At 40.3% G+C, this 17737-nt stretch carries 21 protein-coding genes; 1 reads left to right on the forward strand and 20 read right to left on the reverse strand.

What is annotated here, in order from left to right; all coding sequences use genetic code 11:
* Position 1 precedes the first annotated feature (1 nt).
* From rpsR to AC0VYO_RS21925, 7 genes are all read right to left on the reverse strand, one after another.
* Entirely contained in the window at positions 2–238 is a 237-nt protein-coding gene (rpsR, locus tag AC0VYO_RS21895; protein ID WP_048311135.1) for a 30S ribosomal protein S18, read from the reverse strand.
* 63 nt (positions 239–301) lie between these two features.
* Positions 302–814 (reverse strand): single-stranded DNA-binding protein, encoded by a 513-nt coding sequence (ssb, locus tag AC0VYO_RS21900; RefSeq protein ID WP_194218159.1) that lies wholly within the window; start codon positions 812–814, stop codon positions 302–304.
* 26 nt (positions 815–840) lie between these two features.
* Positions 841–1137, reverse strand: a complete 297-nt coding sequence (gene rpsF / locus AC0VYO_RS21905; protein ID WP_194218158.1) for a 30S ribosomal protein S6 — start codon at positions 1135–1137, stop codon at positions 841–843.
* Between the two features lie 276 nt (positions 1138–1413).
* The gene (gene ychF / locus AC0VYO_RS21910; protein ID WP_194218157.1) at positions 1414–2514 is read right to left on the reverse strand and encodes a redox-regulated ATPase YchF; all 1101 of its coding nucleotides are present in this window, start codon (positions 2512–2514) and stop codon (positions 1414–1416) included.
* Between the two features lie 195 nt (positions 2515–2709).
* Positions 2710–2907: a DUF951 domain-containing protein gene (locus AC0VYO_RS21915; protein ID WP_430244397.1), complete on the reverse strand. Its 198-nt coding sequence runs from the start codon at positions 2905–2907 to the stop codon at positions 2710–2712.
* Between the two features lie 13 nt (positions 2908–2920).
* Complete coding sequence (locus tag AC0VYO_RS21920; protein WP_475366265.1) at positions 2921–3805, reverse strand: mechanosensitive ion channel family protein; 885 nt, start codon at positions 3803–3805, stop codon at positions 2921–2923.
* A gap of 25 nt (positions 3806–3830) precedes the next feature.
* Positions 3831–4853: a YkvI family membrane protein gene (locus AC0VYO_RS21925; RefSeq protein ID WP_194218154.1), complete on the reverse strand. Its 1023-nt coding sequence runs from the start codon at positions 4851–4853 to the stop codon at positions 3831–3833.
* Between the two features lie 125 nt (positions 4854–4978).
* Between AC0VYO_RS21925 and yyaC the strand changes: the two genes are divergently transcribed.
* Entirely contained in the window at positions 4979–5608 is a 630-nt protein-coding gene (gene yyaC / locus AC0VYO_RS21930) for a spore protease YyaC (protein WP_475368266.1), read from the forward strand.
* A 135-nt stretch (positions 5609–5743) separates the two neighbouring features.
* On the opposite strand, the gene AC0VYO_RS21935 is transcribed toward yyaC, so the two are convergent.
* The 13 genes from AC0VYO_RS21935 to rpmH all read right to left on the reverse strand — a co-directional run bounded on the left by AC0VYO_RS21935 (position 5744) and on the right by rpmH (position 17001).
* The gene (locus AC0VYO_RS21935; protein ID WP_430244390.1) at positions 5744–6457 is read right to left on the reverse strand and encodes a DUF554 domain-containing protein; all 714 of its coding nucleotides are present in this window, start codon (positions 6455–6457) and stop codon (positions 5744–5746) included.
* A gap of 13 nt (positions 6458–6470) precedes the next feature.
* Complete coding sequence (locus AC0VYO_RS21940; protein ID WP_475368267.1) at positions 6471–7619, reverse strand: aminotransferase class V-fold PLP-dependent enzyme; 1149 nt, start codon at positions 7617–7619, stop codon at positions 6471–6473.
* Between the two features lie 76 nt (positions 7620–7695).
* On the reverse strand, positions 7696–8544 hold the full coding sequence (locus tag AC0VYO_RS21945; protein ID WP_475366267.1) for a ParB/RepB/Spo0J family partition protein: 849 nt from the start codon (positions 8542–8544) through the stop codon (positions 7696–7698).
* Positions 8537–9322, reverse strand: coding sequence for a ParA family protein (locus AC0VYO_RS21950; protein WP_475368268.1), 786 nt, complete (start codon positions 9320–9322; stop codon positions 8537–8539). The genes AC0VYO_RS21945 and AC0VYO_RS21950 overlap by 8 nt, the downstream gene beginning before the upstream one ends.
* Positions 9323–9492: 170 nt before the next feature.
* On the reverse strand, positions 9493–10332 hold the full coding sequence (gene noc, locus AC0VYO_RS21955; protein WP_194218148.1) for a nucleoid occlusion protein: 840 nt from the start codon (positions 10330–10332) through the stop codon (positions 9493–9495).
* Positions 10333–10450: 118 nt separating this feature from the next.
* On the reverse strand, positions 10451–11164 hold the full coding sequence (rsmG, locus tag AC0VYO_RS21960; protein WP_226615958.1) for a 16S rRNA (guanine(527)-N(7))-methyltransferase RsmG: 714 nt from the start codon (positions 11162–11164) through the stop codon (positions 10451–10453).
* Between the two features lie 18 nt (positions 11165–11182).
* Complete coding sequence (gene mnmG / locus AC0VYO_RS21965) at positions 11183–13066, reverse strand: tRNA uridine-5-carboxymethylaminomethyl(34) synthesis enzyme MnmG (RefSeq protein ID WP_194218146.1); 1884 nt, start codon at positions 13064–13066, stop codon at positions 11183–11185.
* Between the two features lie 24 nt (positions 13067–13090).
* The gene (mnmE, locus tag AC0VYO_RS21970) at positions 13091–14467 is read right to left on the reverse strand and encodes a tRNA uridine-5-carboxymethylaminomethyl(34) synthesis GTPase MnmE (protein WP_430244382.1); all 1377 of its coding nucleotides are present in this window, start codon (positions 14465–14467) and stop codon (positions 13091–13093) included.
* A 287-nt stretch (positions 14468–14754) separates the two neighbouring features.
* Complete coding sequence (gene jag / locus AC0VYO_RS21975) at positions 14755–15375, reverse strand: RNA-binding cell elongation regulator Jag/EloR (protein WP_475368269.1); 621 nt, start codon at positions 15373–15375, stop codon at positions 14755–14757.
* The gene (gene spoIIIJ, locus AC0VYO_RS21980) at positions 15372–16139 is read right to left on the reverse strand and encodes a YidC family membrane integrase SpoIIIJ (protein WP_303532812.1); all 768 of its coding nucleotides are present in this window, start codon (positions 16137–16139) and stop codon (positions 15372–15374) included. The genes jag and spoIIIJ overlap by 4 nt, the downstream gene beginning before the upstream one ends.
* A gap of 57 nt (positions 16140–16196) precedes the next feature.
* Entirely contained in the window at positions 16197–16418 is a 222-nt protein-coding gene (gene yidD / locus AC0VYO_RS21985) for a membrane protein insertion efficiency factor YidD (RefSeq protein ID WP_194218142.1), read from the reverse strand.
* The gene (rnpA, locus tag AC0VYO_RS21990; RefSeq protein ID WP_430244375.1) at positions 16415–16789 is read right to left on the reverse strand and encodes a ribonuclease P protein component; all 375 of its coding nucleotides are present in this window, start codon (positions 16787–16789) and stop codon (positions 16415–16417) included. Before rnpA ends, yidD begins: the two co-directional genes overlap by 4 nt.
* A gap of 77 nt (positions 16790–16866) precedes the next feature.
* A complete protein-coding gene (gene rpmH, locus AC0VYO_RS21995; RefSeq protein WP_048311109.1) occupies positions 16867–17001 on the reverse strand; it encodes a 50S ribosomal protein L34 in 135 nt (44 codons plus the stop codon).
* Between the last annotated feature and the right edge of the window lie 736 nt (positions 17002–17737).

Genomic DNA, 17737 nt, shown 5'->3' on the forward strand with positions numbered 1-17737 from the left:
CTTACTCACCAAGTACGTATGGTAGTAAAGCCATTTGACGAGCACGTTTAACCGCACGAGTCAATTGACGTTGATATTTAGCGCTAGTACCTGTTACACGACGTGGAAGAATTTTTCCACGCTCAGATACGAAACGCTTAAGAAGATCTGTATCTTTATAGTCGATGTAAGTGATTTTGTTTACTGTGAAGAAACAAACCTTTTTACGACGACCTCTGCGTCCACCTGGTCTTGCCATGGGTAGTTACCTCCTTTGCATTTAAAATTCGATCTCTGTTTTCACCGCTCGAAACAGAGAGTATTAGAACGGCAAGTCATCATCTGAAATGTCGATCGGCTTGCCATCGCTCGCAAACGGGTCATCTCCAAAATTGGAGTGATCACGGTTGTTATCACGATTTTGGTTCTGATTCCCGTAACCGCCGGTTTCTCTGTTTTGGTTGCCGCCACCGTAGTTGCTACTGTTGCCGCTTCCGCCACCGCCCTGGTTTGCACCTTTAGGCTCGAGAAATTGGACGCTTTCAGCCATCACTTCTGTCACAAACACACGCTGTCCCTGGCTATTATCGTAAGAGCGAGTCTGAACTCGTCCATCTACACCAGCAAGGCTGCCTTTTTTCAAGAAATTGGCTGCATTTTCTGCCTGTCTGCGCCATACAACAATGTTGATAAAATCAGCTTCGCGGTCTCCCTGCTGATTCGTAAACGGGCGATTTACAGCAAGTGTAAAGTTCGCAACCGCTACGCCACTAGGGGTATAACGCAATTCAGGGTCTTTTGTTAAACGTCCAACTAATACGACGCGATTCAGCATCAGAACCCCTCCTATTTATAAAACAATTACTTTTTAGCTTCTTCTAGGTTGATCGTCATGAAACGAAGAACATCGTCGTTGATTTTCATCAAACGGCTGAACTCTTCAATCGCTTCAGTATTACTGTTAATGTTAAGAAGCATGTAGATCCCGCTGTTGAAATTCTCGATTTCATAAGCAAGACGCTTCTTACCCATTTCTTTAGTTTCATTAATTTCCGCACCATTGTCTGTAAGGATACCGTTGAAACGCTCAACAAGAGCTTTCTGTGCATCCTCTTCAATGTTTGGACGGATAATGTACATAATTTCGTAGTTACGCATTCCGTTCACCTCCTTTTGGTCTAACGGCTCTCAATGGTAATTAAGAGCAAGGAGTAAGTATACAAAGATAATTACTCACAGCTTTAGATTATACCAAATTAATTCTTTATTAGCAAGTCCCGTAGAAATTGAATCTATAGACTGGTTGATTTCCGCTTCAGGATGCTCGCTTTCCGCGAAGCGGGCGGTGAGCACCTTCCGCTCCAATCAGCTACGTGTGGATTTTTTATACAAAACCCTTTCAAAACAACAATCTTTTAGAAAAGAACCTATATCTTAAACGTTAAAGCGGAAATGAATCACGTCTCCGTCTTTTACAATGTACTCTTTTCCTTCAAGACGAACTTTTCCTTTTTCTTTCGCGATAGCCATTGTCCCAGCTTCAACTAGGTCATCATAAGCTACAATTTCTGCGCGGATAAAACCACGTTCGAAGTCTGTATGGATAATACCAGCTGCTTGTGGAGCTTTCATTCCAAGACGGAATGTCCACGCACGAACTTCTTGCTCACCAGCTGTGAAGTAAGTAGCTAGTCCAAGAAGGTCATAGGAAGCGCGGATTAATTTATTCAATCCCGGCTCAGAGATTCCGATGTCTTCAAGAAATGCATCTTTTTCTTCGCCTTCAAGTTCAGCGAGTTCGGATTCAATCTTCGCACAAACGACGATAACTTCTGCGCCTTCTTTTGCAGCATATTCACGAACTTTAGCCACATATTCATTATCAGTTGGGTCCAGAAGATCATCTTCGTCAACGTTTGCTACGTAAAGAACAGGCTTTTTCGTTAATAGATGGTAGCCGTAAACAATTTTCTCTTCTTCTTCCGTTAGCTCTACGCTTCGAGCAGGCTGTTCTTCTTCAAATGCTTCCTTAAGCTTTGTGAGAACGTTAAATTCAGCTAGCGCTTCCTTATCTTTTTGCTTCGCCATTTTCTGAACACGGGCGATGCGCTTTTCTACTGATTCAAGGTCTGCAAGGACTAGCTCAAGGTTAATCGTTTCAATATCAGAAATGGGATCTACTTTACCAGAAACGTGTGTAATATTCTCATCATCGAAACAGCGAACAACTTGAGAAATCGCATCTACTTGACGAATATGAGAAAGAAACTTGTTTCCTAGGCCTTCGCCTTTACTTGCCCCTTTAACAATCCCAGCAATATCTGTAAATTCAAAAGCTGTTGGTACAGTCTTCTTTGGATTTACAAGCTCAGTTAGCTTTTGAAGACGCTCATCTGGAACTTCTACAATTCCAACGTTCGGATCAATTGTACAGAACGGATAGTTAGCTGACTCTGCTCCTGCCTGTGTAATTGCGTTAAATAAAGTTGACTTCCCAACATTCGGAAGTCCTACAATACCGGTGGTTAATGCCATCTCGGTCACTCCTTTAAAGTATCTGCCTCAGAAGGCGATTTTTATAAAAATAAAGATGGCTAAATGAGCCATAAATAGACTTTTTTGATCATCTTGTTCAACGAACGACATACCTTACCAATTATAGAGATGACGAAGCAAAAAAACAAGCGTCCCCCTTTCTCTATAAGTAAAATGACCGCCCAAAATGGACGGTCAAGATTCTGCATGCTCAAGAACTTTTTTCAATTTTCTAGAGAACTCTTTTCTTGGAAGCATCACACTATGGTCACATCCGAGACACTTGATTCGGATATCTGCTCCCATTCGAATTACTTTCCAACGGTTTTCTCCACACGGATGCGCTTTTTTCATTTCGACAATGTCATTCAAGCCAAAGTCTTTATCAGACATAAGGATTCCCCCTTTATGCTTTTTCTTTTACTTCACTTTGCTCATCACGCTGATACATGACAACGCGTGGCAGAGCAATTTCAATACCAATTTCATCAAAACGTTGTTTAACCGCTTTTCGGATTTCTCGCCCTATGACCCAGTGCTCCATTGGATGCACTTCTGAGATAATACGAAGAACTACTTCTGACTGCCCTAAATCCTGGACTCCAAGATATTCCGGTTTCACAATCATAGCATCAAACTGCTCATACAGCTCGTCCATTAAATCAATGATCACTTTCTCGGCTTCTTGTATATGTTCTTCATACGCAATGTTCACATCAACAACGGCAATACTATTATGAATAGAATAATTCGTTACTTGATTAATGTTACCATTCGGTAGGATATGAAGTTCTCCTGTCCAACTTTTAATTTTCGTAACGCGTAGTCCAATTTCTTCAACAAATCCTTCTACACTAGAGATACGGACATAATCGCCTACAGAAAACTGTTTTTCGAAAATAATAAAGAAACCTGTAATAACATCACGCACAAGGTTCTGTGCCCCGAAACCTACAGCAAGACCAACCACTCCGGCTCCAGCAATTAGGGTCCGAACGTCTACGCCAAATTCACTCAAAATCATAACTAGTGCAACAAAATAAGTAACATAGGTTAGAACATTCTCAATCAACCTTATGAGAGTCGCTTCTCTACGTTCCGATAACCGGAGGGGGCTTTTTAAACGAATAGAGAAAATCTGACCTAATGCTGATTTTGCTATTCGCAAAAAGATCCATGTACCAATTAAAATAGCTAAAATAGTAAGTGCACTTTTGACCATATTCCCCCAAAGCTCACGATTGGATAAATACTGATATGTAGGCGTCCACAAAGAATCGAACCAATCCAATCCACATACCTCCCAGTTTTTAGTACTATGATAACAAATCATACCGTTTAAGAACTGGGAAAATCAAGATAGATGCTAAAATATAGAGATTTAGTACACCGTACAGAGGGTATAAAAAAGCAATTAGTGTAGAAAAACCAAACGCAGTAAACGGAAGCATAATCATGACAATAATAAAAGCGACAATCCATAGAGGAAGACCAAGCAAATCTCGAAATCTCGATGTAAGACCAAAGACTCCACTTACAGCTGTAGTGTATATGGCTAACCATAGTAAGACAGACATAATCAAAATCATATAGTACGGATACGTTTTTAAGATCGCAAACAATGGGATCTCGTATAAAAGAAGGTCATGAGCCACCTGTATGAGTGATTGATTATAAAGAAAAGACACTCCCCCGAGAATTAATCCACTTCCAAGGCTCGCAATCCAAATTTCTCCTTTATGCTTAATTTGATGACCGACGGCTGAAAGGACTGCGACAAGTGGTAAAATATTTAGCGCTGTGAACGTAAAAGCCGCTGGCCAGTTCGCTTGTTTTGTCCAATTAAAAAGCATAGCTGAGGGATTCGAGTGAATGAACAATCCAAGTACTGAAAGTAAGAGAATAATAAGCAAAGGAAGAATAATGGCATTCATTGATAACATCCCGTTGATATCCCAGAAGAAAAGGATAATAACTAATACAGCAAGAATACAAATACCTAACCAATAAGGTAGATGAACCACTTCCATCGTTGCCCCACCACCTGCAAACATTACAATCGTTGTTGTAAACAAATACAGGATAATGAGTAAATCATAGATTCCGGTTAACTTTTTGCCCACAAGTCGTTCCAAAATCGGCAAATAATGAGTGGATTTCGTTTCGTAACTTATTTTCATAATCACATAACAACAAATCGAGAACATGACTGTAAATAAAATGATAGCCAGTACGCTTTCATGACCAAAAAATTGCCACAGTTCTCTCCCTGATGCATAGCCTGCACCAATCATCGTTCCTAATATAAGAAACAACCATTTCATTCCACCGCTTATCATGGCATTCCCTCCTAGTCTTACTCAATACGAAATTGAAGTAAAATCCACGGCAGAAATGATCTTGTATGTATAGATCACGTCAAAATTCCGTATACTGTTACTACTATTACAAAGGAGAGAATCCTATGAATCTTCGAGACAAGTTTTTTCAAAAAAAACCTGCTGCATATCGAATCCATCATGAGGATGATCTTGCTATAGAAACACTTAGTGAGAGGATTTCGCTTCTGCTGCCAACGAGAAGAACAGATTCAATTGTGATCGTTTGCATCGGAACGGATCGTTCAACGGGAGACGCTTTAGGCCCGCTTGTTGGAAGCAAATTGCAGCAGCTTCAGCCAAAAGCAACAGTATACGGTACGCTTGAGTCACCAGTTCATGCTGTGAATTTAAATGAAGTGATGACATCAATTGAACAGACGCACACTCGTCCATTTATTATCGGAATTGATGCTTGTCTCGGACGTCTTCACTCTGTTGGAATTATTACGGCAGGAGAGGGCCCTGTGAAGCCAGGTGCGGGAGTAAAAAAAGAGCTCCCAGAAGTTGGGGATATTCATTTAACAGGGATCGTGAATGTTAGTGGATTCATGGAATACTTTGTTTTGCAAAATACACGATTAAATTTAGTTATGAAAATGGCTGATGTTATGGCTATAAGTCTTCATCAATCTATTGAAGCATATGGATCAGATATGTCACTCGAGAAGAACAATGCCTTAAATTGGGGAGATGACCTTCTTCAACTTCCATAACGTCGACAAAAAGACCCGTATCCTGGTCATTTACAAAACCAGAGTACGGGTCTTTTTAATATAGATCTCTGTTACTAAATCATATGGTTTCTTGATTTTTGACTGCTTAACAAAACCTGATTAAATAATCGCATTCTAAAACATCGAAGGCATCAGGTACAGACTTGAGACAAGAATAGCTGCAATTAATAAAGCAGGGAGAAAGTTAGCTACTCGAATTTTAACAATACCGAGCAAGTTCAATCCAATTGCTAGAATCATAATTCCTCCTGCAGAAGTTACCTCTGCAATAAACGCATCGAGAAGGGCTTGGGGGACAAACTGGTTTATCTGTGCAGCAAAGAGAGCAAGAACTCCCTGATACAGCATTACGGGTATTGCTGAAAACAATACACCATAACCTAGCGTTGCTGTAAACATAATTGCAGTAAAACCATCTATTAAAGACTTTGTAAATAATATTGAGTGATCATTTCGTAGGCCACTATCAAGTGCCCCAAGAATAGCCATAGCACCAACAACGTAAACGAGTGTAGCTGTTACAAAAGCTTGAGCTACGCTGCCTTCCGAAGCAGCACCAGTTTTTCTCTCAATCCACTTCCCTAAACCATTCAGCTTTCCTTCTAGATTCCAATACTCACCTAGTATACCGCCCAGCACCAGACTGCCAATTACAATTAAGAACTGCTCGCTTTTCATGGCCATTTGTAGTCCGATAACAGAAACAACTAAAGCTAGTCCCTGCATAATTGTCGTTTTCGTTTGTTCAGGGATGCGACTGCTAACCGTGCCAATCAGCGTACCCGCAATAATGGCTGCACCATTCACAACTGTTCCTAATAATACCATTTCCTACATCTCCTCAGCCAAAGTACCCCTCAACAATTTCTTCTACTGCTTGGATGGTTTTATTAATTTCATCTATTGAATTATAAGGTCCCACACTTAATCGTACCGCTCCAGTAGTGGTCGTTCCGATCGTTTCATGTCCAAGTGGAGTACAGTGTAGGCCTGCTCTTACTGCAATCTCGTAATGCTGATCAAGTATAATTGCAATTTCCTGAGCATCAATTCCTTCAATAGTAAAAGGGATAACTCCAAGGCGTTCTTTATTAGGTCCATACACCTTCACATAATTAATTTCTTTTAATCCATTTATTAGAAGCCCAGTTAAATGCAGTTCATGCATTCTTATTTTATGAAGACCCATTTTCTTCACTGCATTGAGACCTGCTAATAACCCGGCAATTCCTGGTGTATTGACGGTTCCGCTCTCAAGGCGTTCAGGGTATTTTAGTGGCTGATCGACCAACTCAGAACTACTCCCCGTACCGCCATGATATATAGGATTAAGCTCAACCGCTTTGCTAACCATTAGTACACCTGTACCCTGCGGACCAAGTAAACCTTTATGACCTGGGAAAGCCAATAGATCAACGCTCATTTGCTCCATATGAATAGGAATAATACCAGCTGTTTGGGAGGCATCTACGAGAAACGTAATTCCCTTTTCTCTGGCTATTTTTCCAATCTCATCGATAGGAATAATTTTACCAGTTAGATTAGAGCCATGTGAAACAATAATCATTTTTGTAGAAGATCGTACGGCATTGCAGAATGCCTCCACATCAAATTCCTCAGTCGTCTCCAGATTAATGTAATCCACTTCAATTCCTGAAGTTTTCTTCATATATTCTAAAGGACGACGTACTGAGTTGTGTTCATAAGAAGTGGTTAATACATGATCCCCTTCATTGAAGGAAAAACCTTTTATTGCCTGATTAAGAGCTCCTGTAGCGTTTGCTGTAAAACAAACGCGTTCAGGTTGGTCAAAACCAAAGAAATCAGCCAGCTGTTCACGTGCTTGTACAATCATGTTATCAGCGCGCTTGGATAAAGCATGTCCACCACGACCTGGATTTGCCGCGTATTCGGTCATACACTCAGTCATAGCCTGAACAACTTCAGGCGGCTTAGGAAAGGACGTTGCCGCTTGATCAAGATAAATCACATTACCACCCCATTAAGTTCGTTTCAAATTGTACTAAGCTAGAATAAAAGCATAAACTGAATGTCAGTTTATGCTTTTATTCGTTATCTTCTTTCTCTAACACTTCTAATATGCGATTTAGATCTTCTTCTGAGAAAAACTCAATCTCTATTTTACCTTTTTTCTTCATTCTTTTAATTGAAACCGACGTTCCAAATCGCTCACGAAGGTGATCTTCCTTTTCCTTAAGAAACGGATCTGACTTCTCTTTTCTCTTTGTTTCACGTGAAACATTCTGATTCAATTCCGTAATTAACTTCTCTAGCTGGCGAACGTTTAATTTCTCCTGAAGAACTCGATCCGCAAGTGGCTTTCTAGCTTCTTTATTTTTTAATCCAAGTATCGCCCGCCCATGCCCCATCGTGAGCTTTCCGTCTGAAATATACTCCTGTACTTCAGAAGGTAACTGTAAAAGACGAAGGAAATTAGCGAGATGCGGTCTACTTTTACCCAGGCGTTTTGACAATTCTTCCTGTGTCACATCTGTTTCTTCCATCAGTTTCTGGTAAGCATGCGCCTCTTCAATCGGATTTAGATTCTCACGCTGCAAGTTTTCAATTAAGGCAATTTCCATCATTTTTCGATCTGTTAAATCTTTCACAACAGCTGGAACGGTTGTAAGACCTGCTTCTAAAGAAGCCCTATACCTCCGCTCACCTACAACAATTTCATAGCCTTTAATGCTTTGACGAACGATTAATGGCTGGAGGACACCGAAAGTTTGAATCGAAGCACTTAATTCTTCAATCGCTTCAGTACTAAACTTCTTTCTCGGTTGATAAGGGTTAGGACGAAGCTCATTAACGGGAATATCCCTCACAGTCTCGTTCTCATTTTGGGAAGGGAAAAAGGCGTTAATTCCCTTACCCAAACCACGATTAGTCATTGACTAACACTTCCTTTGCAAGTTCTAAATAGCATTCAGCCCCTCGAGATTTTGGATCATAGACAATGATTGGCTTCCCATGACTTGGCGCCTCACTCAAACGTACATTCCTTGGTATGATCACTCGATAGACTTTTTCTTGGAAGTACTTTTTAACTTCTTCAATCACTTGAATACCAAGGTTTGTCCTTGCATCAAGCATTGTTAACAGTACTCCTTCAATCTTTAATTCTGTATTTAAATGCTTTTGGACGAGTCGTACTGTATTAAGTAACTGACTTAGTCCTTCAAGTGCATAGTATTCGCATTGGACAGGAATAAGCACTGCATCTGCGGCTGTAAGAGCATTAATTGTTAATAACCCCAACGATGGAGGACAATCAATTATAATATAATCATAGTTTTTTTCAACTTTATTTAGCGCCCTTTTCAATCTTACTTCCCGGGAAATGGTGGGAACAAGTTCGATCTCTGCTCCTGCAAGCTGAATTGTTGAAGGAATGACGTGCAAATTCTCAACAATCGTCTCCTGAATAATGTCTCCAGCATCTAGGTCATCTACGAGGATGTTATACACACATTTTTCAATATCGCCTTTCTCAATCCCAACGCCACTTGTTGCATTCCCCTGAGGATCAATGTCAACAAGCAAGACCCTTTTACCAAGATAGGCGAGACAGGCACTTATATTCACTGAAGTGGTCGTCTTTCCCACTCCGCCTTTTTGATTTGCTACAGCAACAATATTCACCAAGATGTCACCCCATTCTCCAACCATTCTTTCTTTCTATTTTATCACGTTTGTTATTAGCCGGACGGTATTCTCAATAAAATTCCATTTCCTCCCTGAAAGAGATAGAAACAGAAAACAGCTCAGCATATTTGAAGTTAATACTATCTGTTTAACGTTTTATATGTACAAAAAAAACTCATCCAGTTTGGATGAGTTTACTTCTTTTTAGGTATTCGGATCGTAAATTGATAGTATTCGTCATGGTCTTCTTCATCTGTATCAATCGTTAAACCAGTCTCTGTTACCATATCAAGCGATTGACGGATCGTATTGACAGCCAACCTCATATCTTTACTAACCGATTTTTTTCTAGGCTTCGGTTTAGGTACAGTGCCTTCTAGCATACGAACAACACGTTCTTCCGTCTGCTTCACATTCCATTGTCTTTCAAGAACTTCTGTGAGAACTTTTACTTGATTCTCAGGATTCTTAAGTGGAATCAAAGCACGAGCGTGTCTCTCCGTGATTTTTTTCTCGAGAAGCGCTCTTTGAACAGGCTCGGGGAGCTTCAGTAATCTAAGCTTATTCGCAATAGTAGATTGCCCTTTGCCAAGTCGCTGAGCGAGGCTCTCCTGAGTTAAATCATGTAGCTCAATAAGCTGGGCATAAGCCATAGCTTCTTCAACAGCTGTTAGCTCTTCACGCTGCAGGTTCTCGATAAGCGCAATAGAGGCTGTTTGAGAATCGTTAAATTCCTTAATAATGGCAGGAATTCGCTCCCAACCTAGCTTTTTCACTGCTCTCCAGCGTCTTTCCCCGGCAATAATTTCATACTTGCCTTCACGTTCTCGAACCACGATCGGCTGAATAACTCCATGGGTCTTTATCGTCTGAGATAGTTCAGTAATTCTCTCATCTATAAAAATTGTTCGAGGTTGGAAACGGTTTGGGATAATATCCTCAACAAGAAGCTGTTTCACTTCCTCTTGTTCTGCTTCCATCGTCTCGCTTTTTTCATCGTTCAAACCGAAAAGACGTGAAAACGTATGCTTCATCGCCTAACACCACCTTTAATCGACTCCTTAACTGATTCGCTGCTTCAAAACCGAATTCCTTCCGTCGTAGCAGCGTTCCATGTGAAACACCTATCCGTTCAAATGCAGTCCATCTTTATTATAAAGGATTTTTATTTGGTGTGCCTGGCTTTCTTGGATATTTTTTTGGAGTTGTTTTGATTTTTTTAATTGTAACGATATTACGCTCACTCTTTTCTTTAGGTAGTGTTAGCGTATCTCGTTTCACAACTTCTCCACCAAGAAGCTTAATCGCCTGTTTACCAGACTCTAATTCATCCTCTACACCTGGGCCTTTTAGCGCAACAAAATAACCGTTTGGTTTAACGAGAGGAAGACACAACTCACCAAGGACAGAAAGTCTTGCAACGGCTCTTGCTGTGACAACATCATACTTTTCACGATGATCTTTGTTTTTACCAAATAATTCAGCACGGTCATGATAAAATGACACATTTGTTAGCTTAAGTTTTGATGAAAGGTGTTCTAAGAAACCGATTCTCTTGTTAAGTGAATCGACAATAGTGATGCTTAAATGTGGAAAACAAATTTTAATAGGCAAACTTGGGAAACCTGCGCCCGCTCCCACATCGCAAATATGATAGTCAGAAGAGAAATCAAATGAGAACGCCGCCATGATTGAATCAAAGAAGTGCTTTTCGTAGACTTCCTCTTTATCAGTGATAGCTGTCAGATTCATTTTCTCGTTCCATTCAACTAGAATTTCATAGTATGTTTGAAATTGTTGAAGCTGTTCAGGAGAAAGAGTAATCCCTTTCTCCTCTAACAACTCCTGAAACTGTTGCTCGTTCATAGACCCTCCACTAGTACATTATTTTGCAATTTTAGCGATTTTCCCCTGTTCGATATACACAAGTAAGATCGATACATCAGCTGGATTAACTCCTGATACACGCGAAGCCTGACCAATTGAAAGAGGGCGAACCTCATCAAGTTTTTGCTTCGCTTCAGTTGCAAGACCACCAATCGCATAATAATCTATGCCCTCAGGAATTTTCTTTTCATCCATTTTCTTCATACGTTCCACTTGTTGAAGACTTTTATTAATATAGCCGCTATATTTAATCTGAATCTCAACTTGTTCTGAAACATCTTCAGGAATTTCAAAGTCTGCTGGTGCTAGTTGATGAATCTCTTGATAAGTTACTTCCGGTCTCTTCAATAAATTAGCTGCGTGAATAGCTTCCTTCAATTCAGTACTATTCTCCGGAAGAACATCATTAACCTGCTCGCCTGGTTTAATCACAATCTTCGCAAGACGCTTCATTTCTTGCTCGATCATTTCTTTTTTAGCAAGGAAACGATCATAGCGTTCTTTAGGAATCATGCCGATGTCATAACCGAGTTCTGTTAGTCTTAAATCTGCATTATCGTGACGAAGAAGAAGACGATATTCTGCTCGTGATGTTAATAGACGATATGGCTCGTTCGTTCCTTTCGTCACAAGGTCATCGATCATAACGCCAATGTACCCTTGAGAACGATCCAGAATCACCGCTTCACGCTCCTGTGCATTCCTTGCAGCGTTAATACCAGACATGATTCCCTGACCTGCTGCCTCTTCATATCCTGAAGTACCGTTTAACTGTCCTGCAGTAAAGAGGTTTTTCACTGTTTTTGTTTCAAGTGAAGGCCACAATTGGGTCGGAACAATAACATCATATTCGATGGCATAGCCTGCACGCATCATTTCAACATTTTCAAGACCAGGTACGGTTTTAAGAATTTGTTGCTGCAAATCCTCTGGAAGGCTTGTTGAAAGACCCTGCACATATACTTCCTTCGTATTGCGTCCTTCTGGTTCAAGGAAAATTTGGTGACGGGGCTTATCATTAAAGCGAACAATTTTATCTTCAATTGATGGGCAATACCTTGGGCCCGTCCCTTCAATCATACCTGAATACATCGGAGATCGATGCAAGTTATCATTGATGAGCTTATGCGTTGCTTCACCCGTATAAGTTAACCAACATGGCAGCTGGTCTGTAATAAATTCTGTTGTTTCATATGAAAATGCACGCGGTTTTTCATCGCCGGGCTGAATTTCAGTTTTACTATAATCAATAGATTTATTATTTACACGCGGAGGAGTTCCTGTCTTAAAACGAACCATCTCAAAGCCCAATTCCTCCAAATGGTGCGACAAATTAACGGAAGGCTGCATGTTATTAGGGCCACTTTCATATGAAAGATCTCCAATAATAACGCGACCGCGCATGAACGTACCAGTTGTTAAAACAACAGATTTCGCCTCGAACTCTGCACCCGTTTTCGTAATAACTCCTTTGCAGACGCCATCCTCAACGATTAGTTTCTCAACCATGCCCTGTAAGAGCGTAAGATTATCCTGTTCTTCAATGGTTCGTTTCATTTCACTTTGATACAGTACTTTATCAGCCTGTGCACGCAGTGCACGTACAGCAGGCCCCTTACCTGTATTTAACATACGCATTTGAATATGCGTTTTATCTATATTTCGTCCCATTTCTCCACCAAGTGCATCAATTTCCCGCACAACAATTCCCTTTGCAGGACCTCCTACACTCGGGTTACATGGCATGAAAGCGACAGAGTCTAAGTTAAGTGTAAGCATGAGTGTTTTCGCACCCATTCTTGCTGAAGCGAGTCCCGCTTCCACACCGGCATGACCTGCTCCGACGACTATAACATCATAAGAATCGGCTTTATAACCCATTGCCGTATTCCTCCTTTTATCATCTTATTTCCCAAGACAAAACTGTGAAAATAACTGATCGATCAAACTCTCAGATACTGTATCACCAATAATCTCTCCAAGAATTTCCCACGTTCGAGTAATATCAATTTGTACCATATCAACCGGCATTCCTGCTTCAACAGCGCCTAACGCATCATCAAGCGTTCTTCGCGATTGTTCTAACAAAGCAATATGACGTGAATTAGATACATATGTTAAATCCTGTGACTCTACTTCACCTGCAAAGAACAGTTCAGAGATGGATTGTTCAAGCTCATCAACGCCTTGTTCATGTTTTAATGAAGTCGTAATCATTGGATGCTCTTCTGCTAATTCTTTTACCTTAGTTAAATCTAGTTTCTCATCTAGATCCGTTTTATTCACGATAATAATAACATCCATGCCTTTTACCGCTTCGAACAACTTCTCATCTTCATGCGTCAACTCATCATTATAATTAAGCACAAGCAAGATGAGATCAGCTTGTTTCAAGCGTTCACGTGAACGTTCAACACCTATTCGCTCGACCAGATCTTCCGTTTCCCGAATTCCCGCTGTATCCACTAATCTTAAAGGCACGCCTCTTACATTAACATATTCCTCAATAACATCTCGGGTCGTACCAGGAACGTCTGTCACTATTGCCTTGTTTTCGTGAACAAGACTATTCAATAAGGATGATTTACCAACGTTTGGCCGTCCCACGATAACAGTAGATAAACCTTCACGCAAAATTTTTCCCTGTCGTGCTGTAATTAGAATACCTTCAATTTCCTTAGCCACCTGCTTTAATTGCGTGGTTAAAAGATCTTGCGTCATTTCTTCTGCATCATATTCAGGGTAGTCAATGTTCACTTCAACATGAGCAACTGTCTCAAGGAGTTGCTGTCTCAAGGTAGCAATCAGCGTCGATAAGCGACCCTCCATTTGATTTAACGCAACATTCATTGCTCGATCCGTTTTTGCTCGAATCAAATCAATAACAGCCTCTGCTTGCGACAAGTCAATTCGACCATTCAAAAAAGCTCGTTTAGTGAATTCACCTGGCTCTGCAAGGCGTGCACCACTACGCAAAACCAACTCAAGCACACGGTTTACAGATACCAGTCCACCGTGACAGTTGATCTCGACAATATCCTCTCTCGTAAATGTCCGGGGTCCTTTCATAATTGAAACCATCACTTCTTCAGCAACCTGCTCAGTATCAGGATCAATCAAATGACCATAATGAATCGTATGAGAATCAACGGATTCTAACGCCTGTTTGCCCTTATATAGCCGATCAGCTATCGCAACCGCCTCTGAACCACTAAGTCGGACAATCGCAATTGCCCCTTCTCCCATTGGAGTCGATATTGCAGCAATCGTTTCATATTCCAAAGTTATTCACCTCTCTAATCACACTTCTTTATTCTATTTATTTACGTTTTCTATATAATATAAGCTAGTATTAGTTTAACCAATTATCCACAGTGGATAACTTCATATCTTAAAGCTACAGACTAATCCACAATACCTTTTAGTGTAACCCATTTTCATAAAAAAAGAAATAAGTTTGCTTTCCATACAACCAGCCTAAGAAGGGTGAAAAGAATGGAGATTTCTAGTAAAGAAAACCCAATCTTTCCTCAAAAAAACCTTCGGGCAAAGTGCCCGAAGGTTTCATATCATTTATTACGTGGAACAATAACCACACGGCGATGTGGATCTTTTCCATCTGAGTGAGTGGAAATCCCCTTCTTTTCTTTCAAATAAAGGTGAATTACCTTACGTTCTAACGACGGCATCGGTTCTAGCTGTATATCCTTTTTCGTAACCATCGCTTTGTCTGCAAGACGATCGACTAACTTTCTTAGCGTCTCTTCACGTCTTTCACGGTAGTTCTCAGCATCGAGTACTACACGGACAAATCGGTCAGAAAATCGATTCGCGGCAAGATTTGTCAAATATTGCAAAGAATTAAGAGTTTGGCCGCGTTTCCCTATCAATATCGCAATTTTTTCACCAGATAGAGTAAAATAAAGATCGCGATCCTCTCTTCTACCTTCTATACTGGCTTCTACTCCCATATTGCTAATGACTTTTTCTAAAAAAGCCCTTGTTTGCTCTATGATGTCAGGTTTCTCGCTTACTTTGATGCGGGCGGGCCTTCCTCCAAAACCTAAAAATCCTTTTTTAGGCTCTTCTAACACTTCAATATTAACATTCTCTTGAACAGTCCCGATTTGATTCAGCGCATTTTCAATGGCATCTTCAATCGTTTTTCCCGTTACCGTAACGCTTCTCACTTCTTCGCTCCCCCCGTATTCGTATCAGCGGTTTTAATGGTAGGTTTCGTAATAAAGTAAGTTTGCGCAATCATAAAGATGTTACCTACAACCCAATATAGCGCTAGCGCTGCAGGGAAGTTAATAGCAAAGACAATAATCATAATTGGCATAACGTATAGAAGCATCTTCATTTGAGGCTGCACCGTTCCACCGCTACCCATCATGATTTTCTGCTGAATGAAGGTTGTTATACCAGCAGTGACTGCCAGAATTATATCTGGAGAGCCAAGGCTAAACCAGAGGAAAGTATGTGTTTCAATTGCTTGTGTACGCATAATAGCATGGTAAAAACCTAAAAGAATCGGCATTTGCACTAAGATTGGTAGACAACCTGCAAGCGGGTTAACACCATTCTGTTGAAAGAGCTGCATTGTTTCTTGCTGAAGCTGCTGTTGCGTCTTCTGGTCTTTACTGCTGTACTTTTCTTTAAGTTTCTGCATTTCTGGCTGCAGTTCCTGCATCGCTTTTGAACTTCTCGTTTGTTTGATCATCAATGGAAGTAGTAGAAGTCGAATTAAAATCGTAACAATAATAATAGACAGTCCATAATTTCCATCACCAGTCAAATCAGCGAAAAATGTTAAGACTGCGGAAAGCGGATATACAATGTATTCGCTCCAAAATCCCGTGCTTTCTGCATCAATCGGCTCGTTAATGTTACATCCTGAAAGGACCGCAACGAGACCAATCAATAGAAATGCGAGGGTTATTTTTTTCCTCACGCTTCATCCTCCTTGCAATCATATCTCGACAATGATTTATGTAGTAAAAGCATGCCACTAGTCCCTTTTATCCGGTACAGGATCAAAACCGCCAGGATGAAAGGGGTGGCACTTTGAAATTCTTTTAACCGTCAACCAGGAGCCCTTAATAAATCCATGCTTCTGGTAAGATTCGAAACTGTAATGAGAACAGGATGGGTAGAAACGGCAAGATGGGGGAGTTAATGGAGAAATAAACTTCTGATAGACGCGAATTAGCATCAAAGCCACTTTCTTCATTTAGAATCCCTTCCTTTACTAACTTGTTTCACACCTCTCAACACACGAGCTCTATTAAGCACATGAGTTAAGCTGCTCTTCACTTCTTCGAAACTCATCTCTGAAGTAGGTTTTCGTGCAATTACGACAAAATCGTAAGGGAATTTGATTTGATCTGACAACTGATGGAATGATTCTTTCACAAGTCGCTTCACACGATTTCGTGTCACAGCATTGCCGATCCTCTTACTTACTGAAAGACCTAATCGAAATTGAGGCTGATCATTTCGCTTTAATACATACACAACAAATTGTCTGTTTGCAGTTGAGTTTCCATTTTTGAAAACGTTCTGAAACTCAGAATTCTTTTTAATCCGGTAGTTGCTATTCAATCCGCACACTCCCAGTGTTACTTGGATAAGCATATTATAAACCTTATCTTAAAAAAAGACCACTGATGATCAGTGGTCTATGCAGACAATACTTTTCTACCTTTACGGCGACGACGAGCAAGGACTTTACGTCCGTTAGCTGAGCTCATACGTGCACGAAAACCGTGAACTTTTTTACGTTTACGTGTGTTTGGTTGAAACGTTCTTTTCATTCTATTACACCTCCCTGAGGATAAACTGTATAAAGACAGTCCAAGTAATTATAAGAAAAGACATGGGGAATTGTCAAGTTTAATTAAAATATCAAACACACTTTAACTAAAAGCAATCATTTAAATCTACGATGATCTCCACCAAATAAAGATTGATCAAATCATTTACAAACCTCTTAAAACACCCGTGTGGATAACTCATTTCGACACTTTTCACTTATTCACATCACTTATCGACAGGTTCTACACAAAATCTAGTGCTGTGGACAGTTTTGATCCACAAGATATGTCCTCTGTGGATAACCTCCCGAAAAACATTGCAAACAAGCTATTCTTTTGTTATGATATTTGTGTTTTAACTCGTGAATAAGCTAGAGTGGATTAAAAAGAGTCCACAGTCTGTGGATAATTATGTGGACAGTTATTCAGGTATGTTATTCTTTATGTCCACAACCATGTGAACACAGTCAATAATTCGACTTTCTTCTATATTATATGATCCGCTTTGATATTGTGGACAGTATAATTATTCGTGAATATTCAAATGATTGTACAAAGGTTGTACGTTGGCACATTAGGCGACTATCGTCAGCGAATACAGCCTGTTTTTATTTTGGTGAAAAAACATAAGGGTCTGTTACAATGTCACCCGGTCTGATGATAAGAATCATTCAGAGGCCCGAACTAAGCTCACAATATTAATTTTATTTACTTTTGAACAAAAGGAGGGACTTCG

Source organism: Anaerobacillus sp. 63XJN7_4_ISO-PGPR-S23-413, assembly GCF_056173725.1.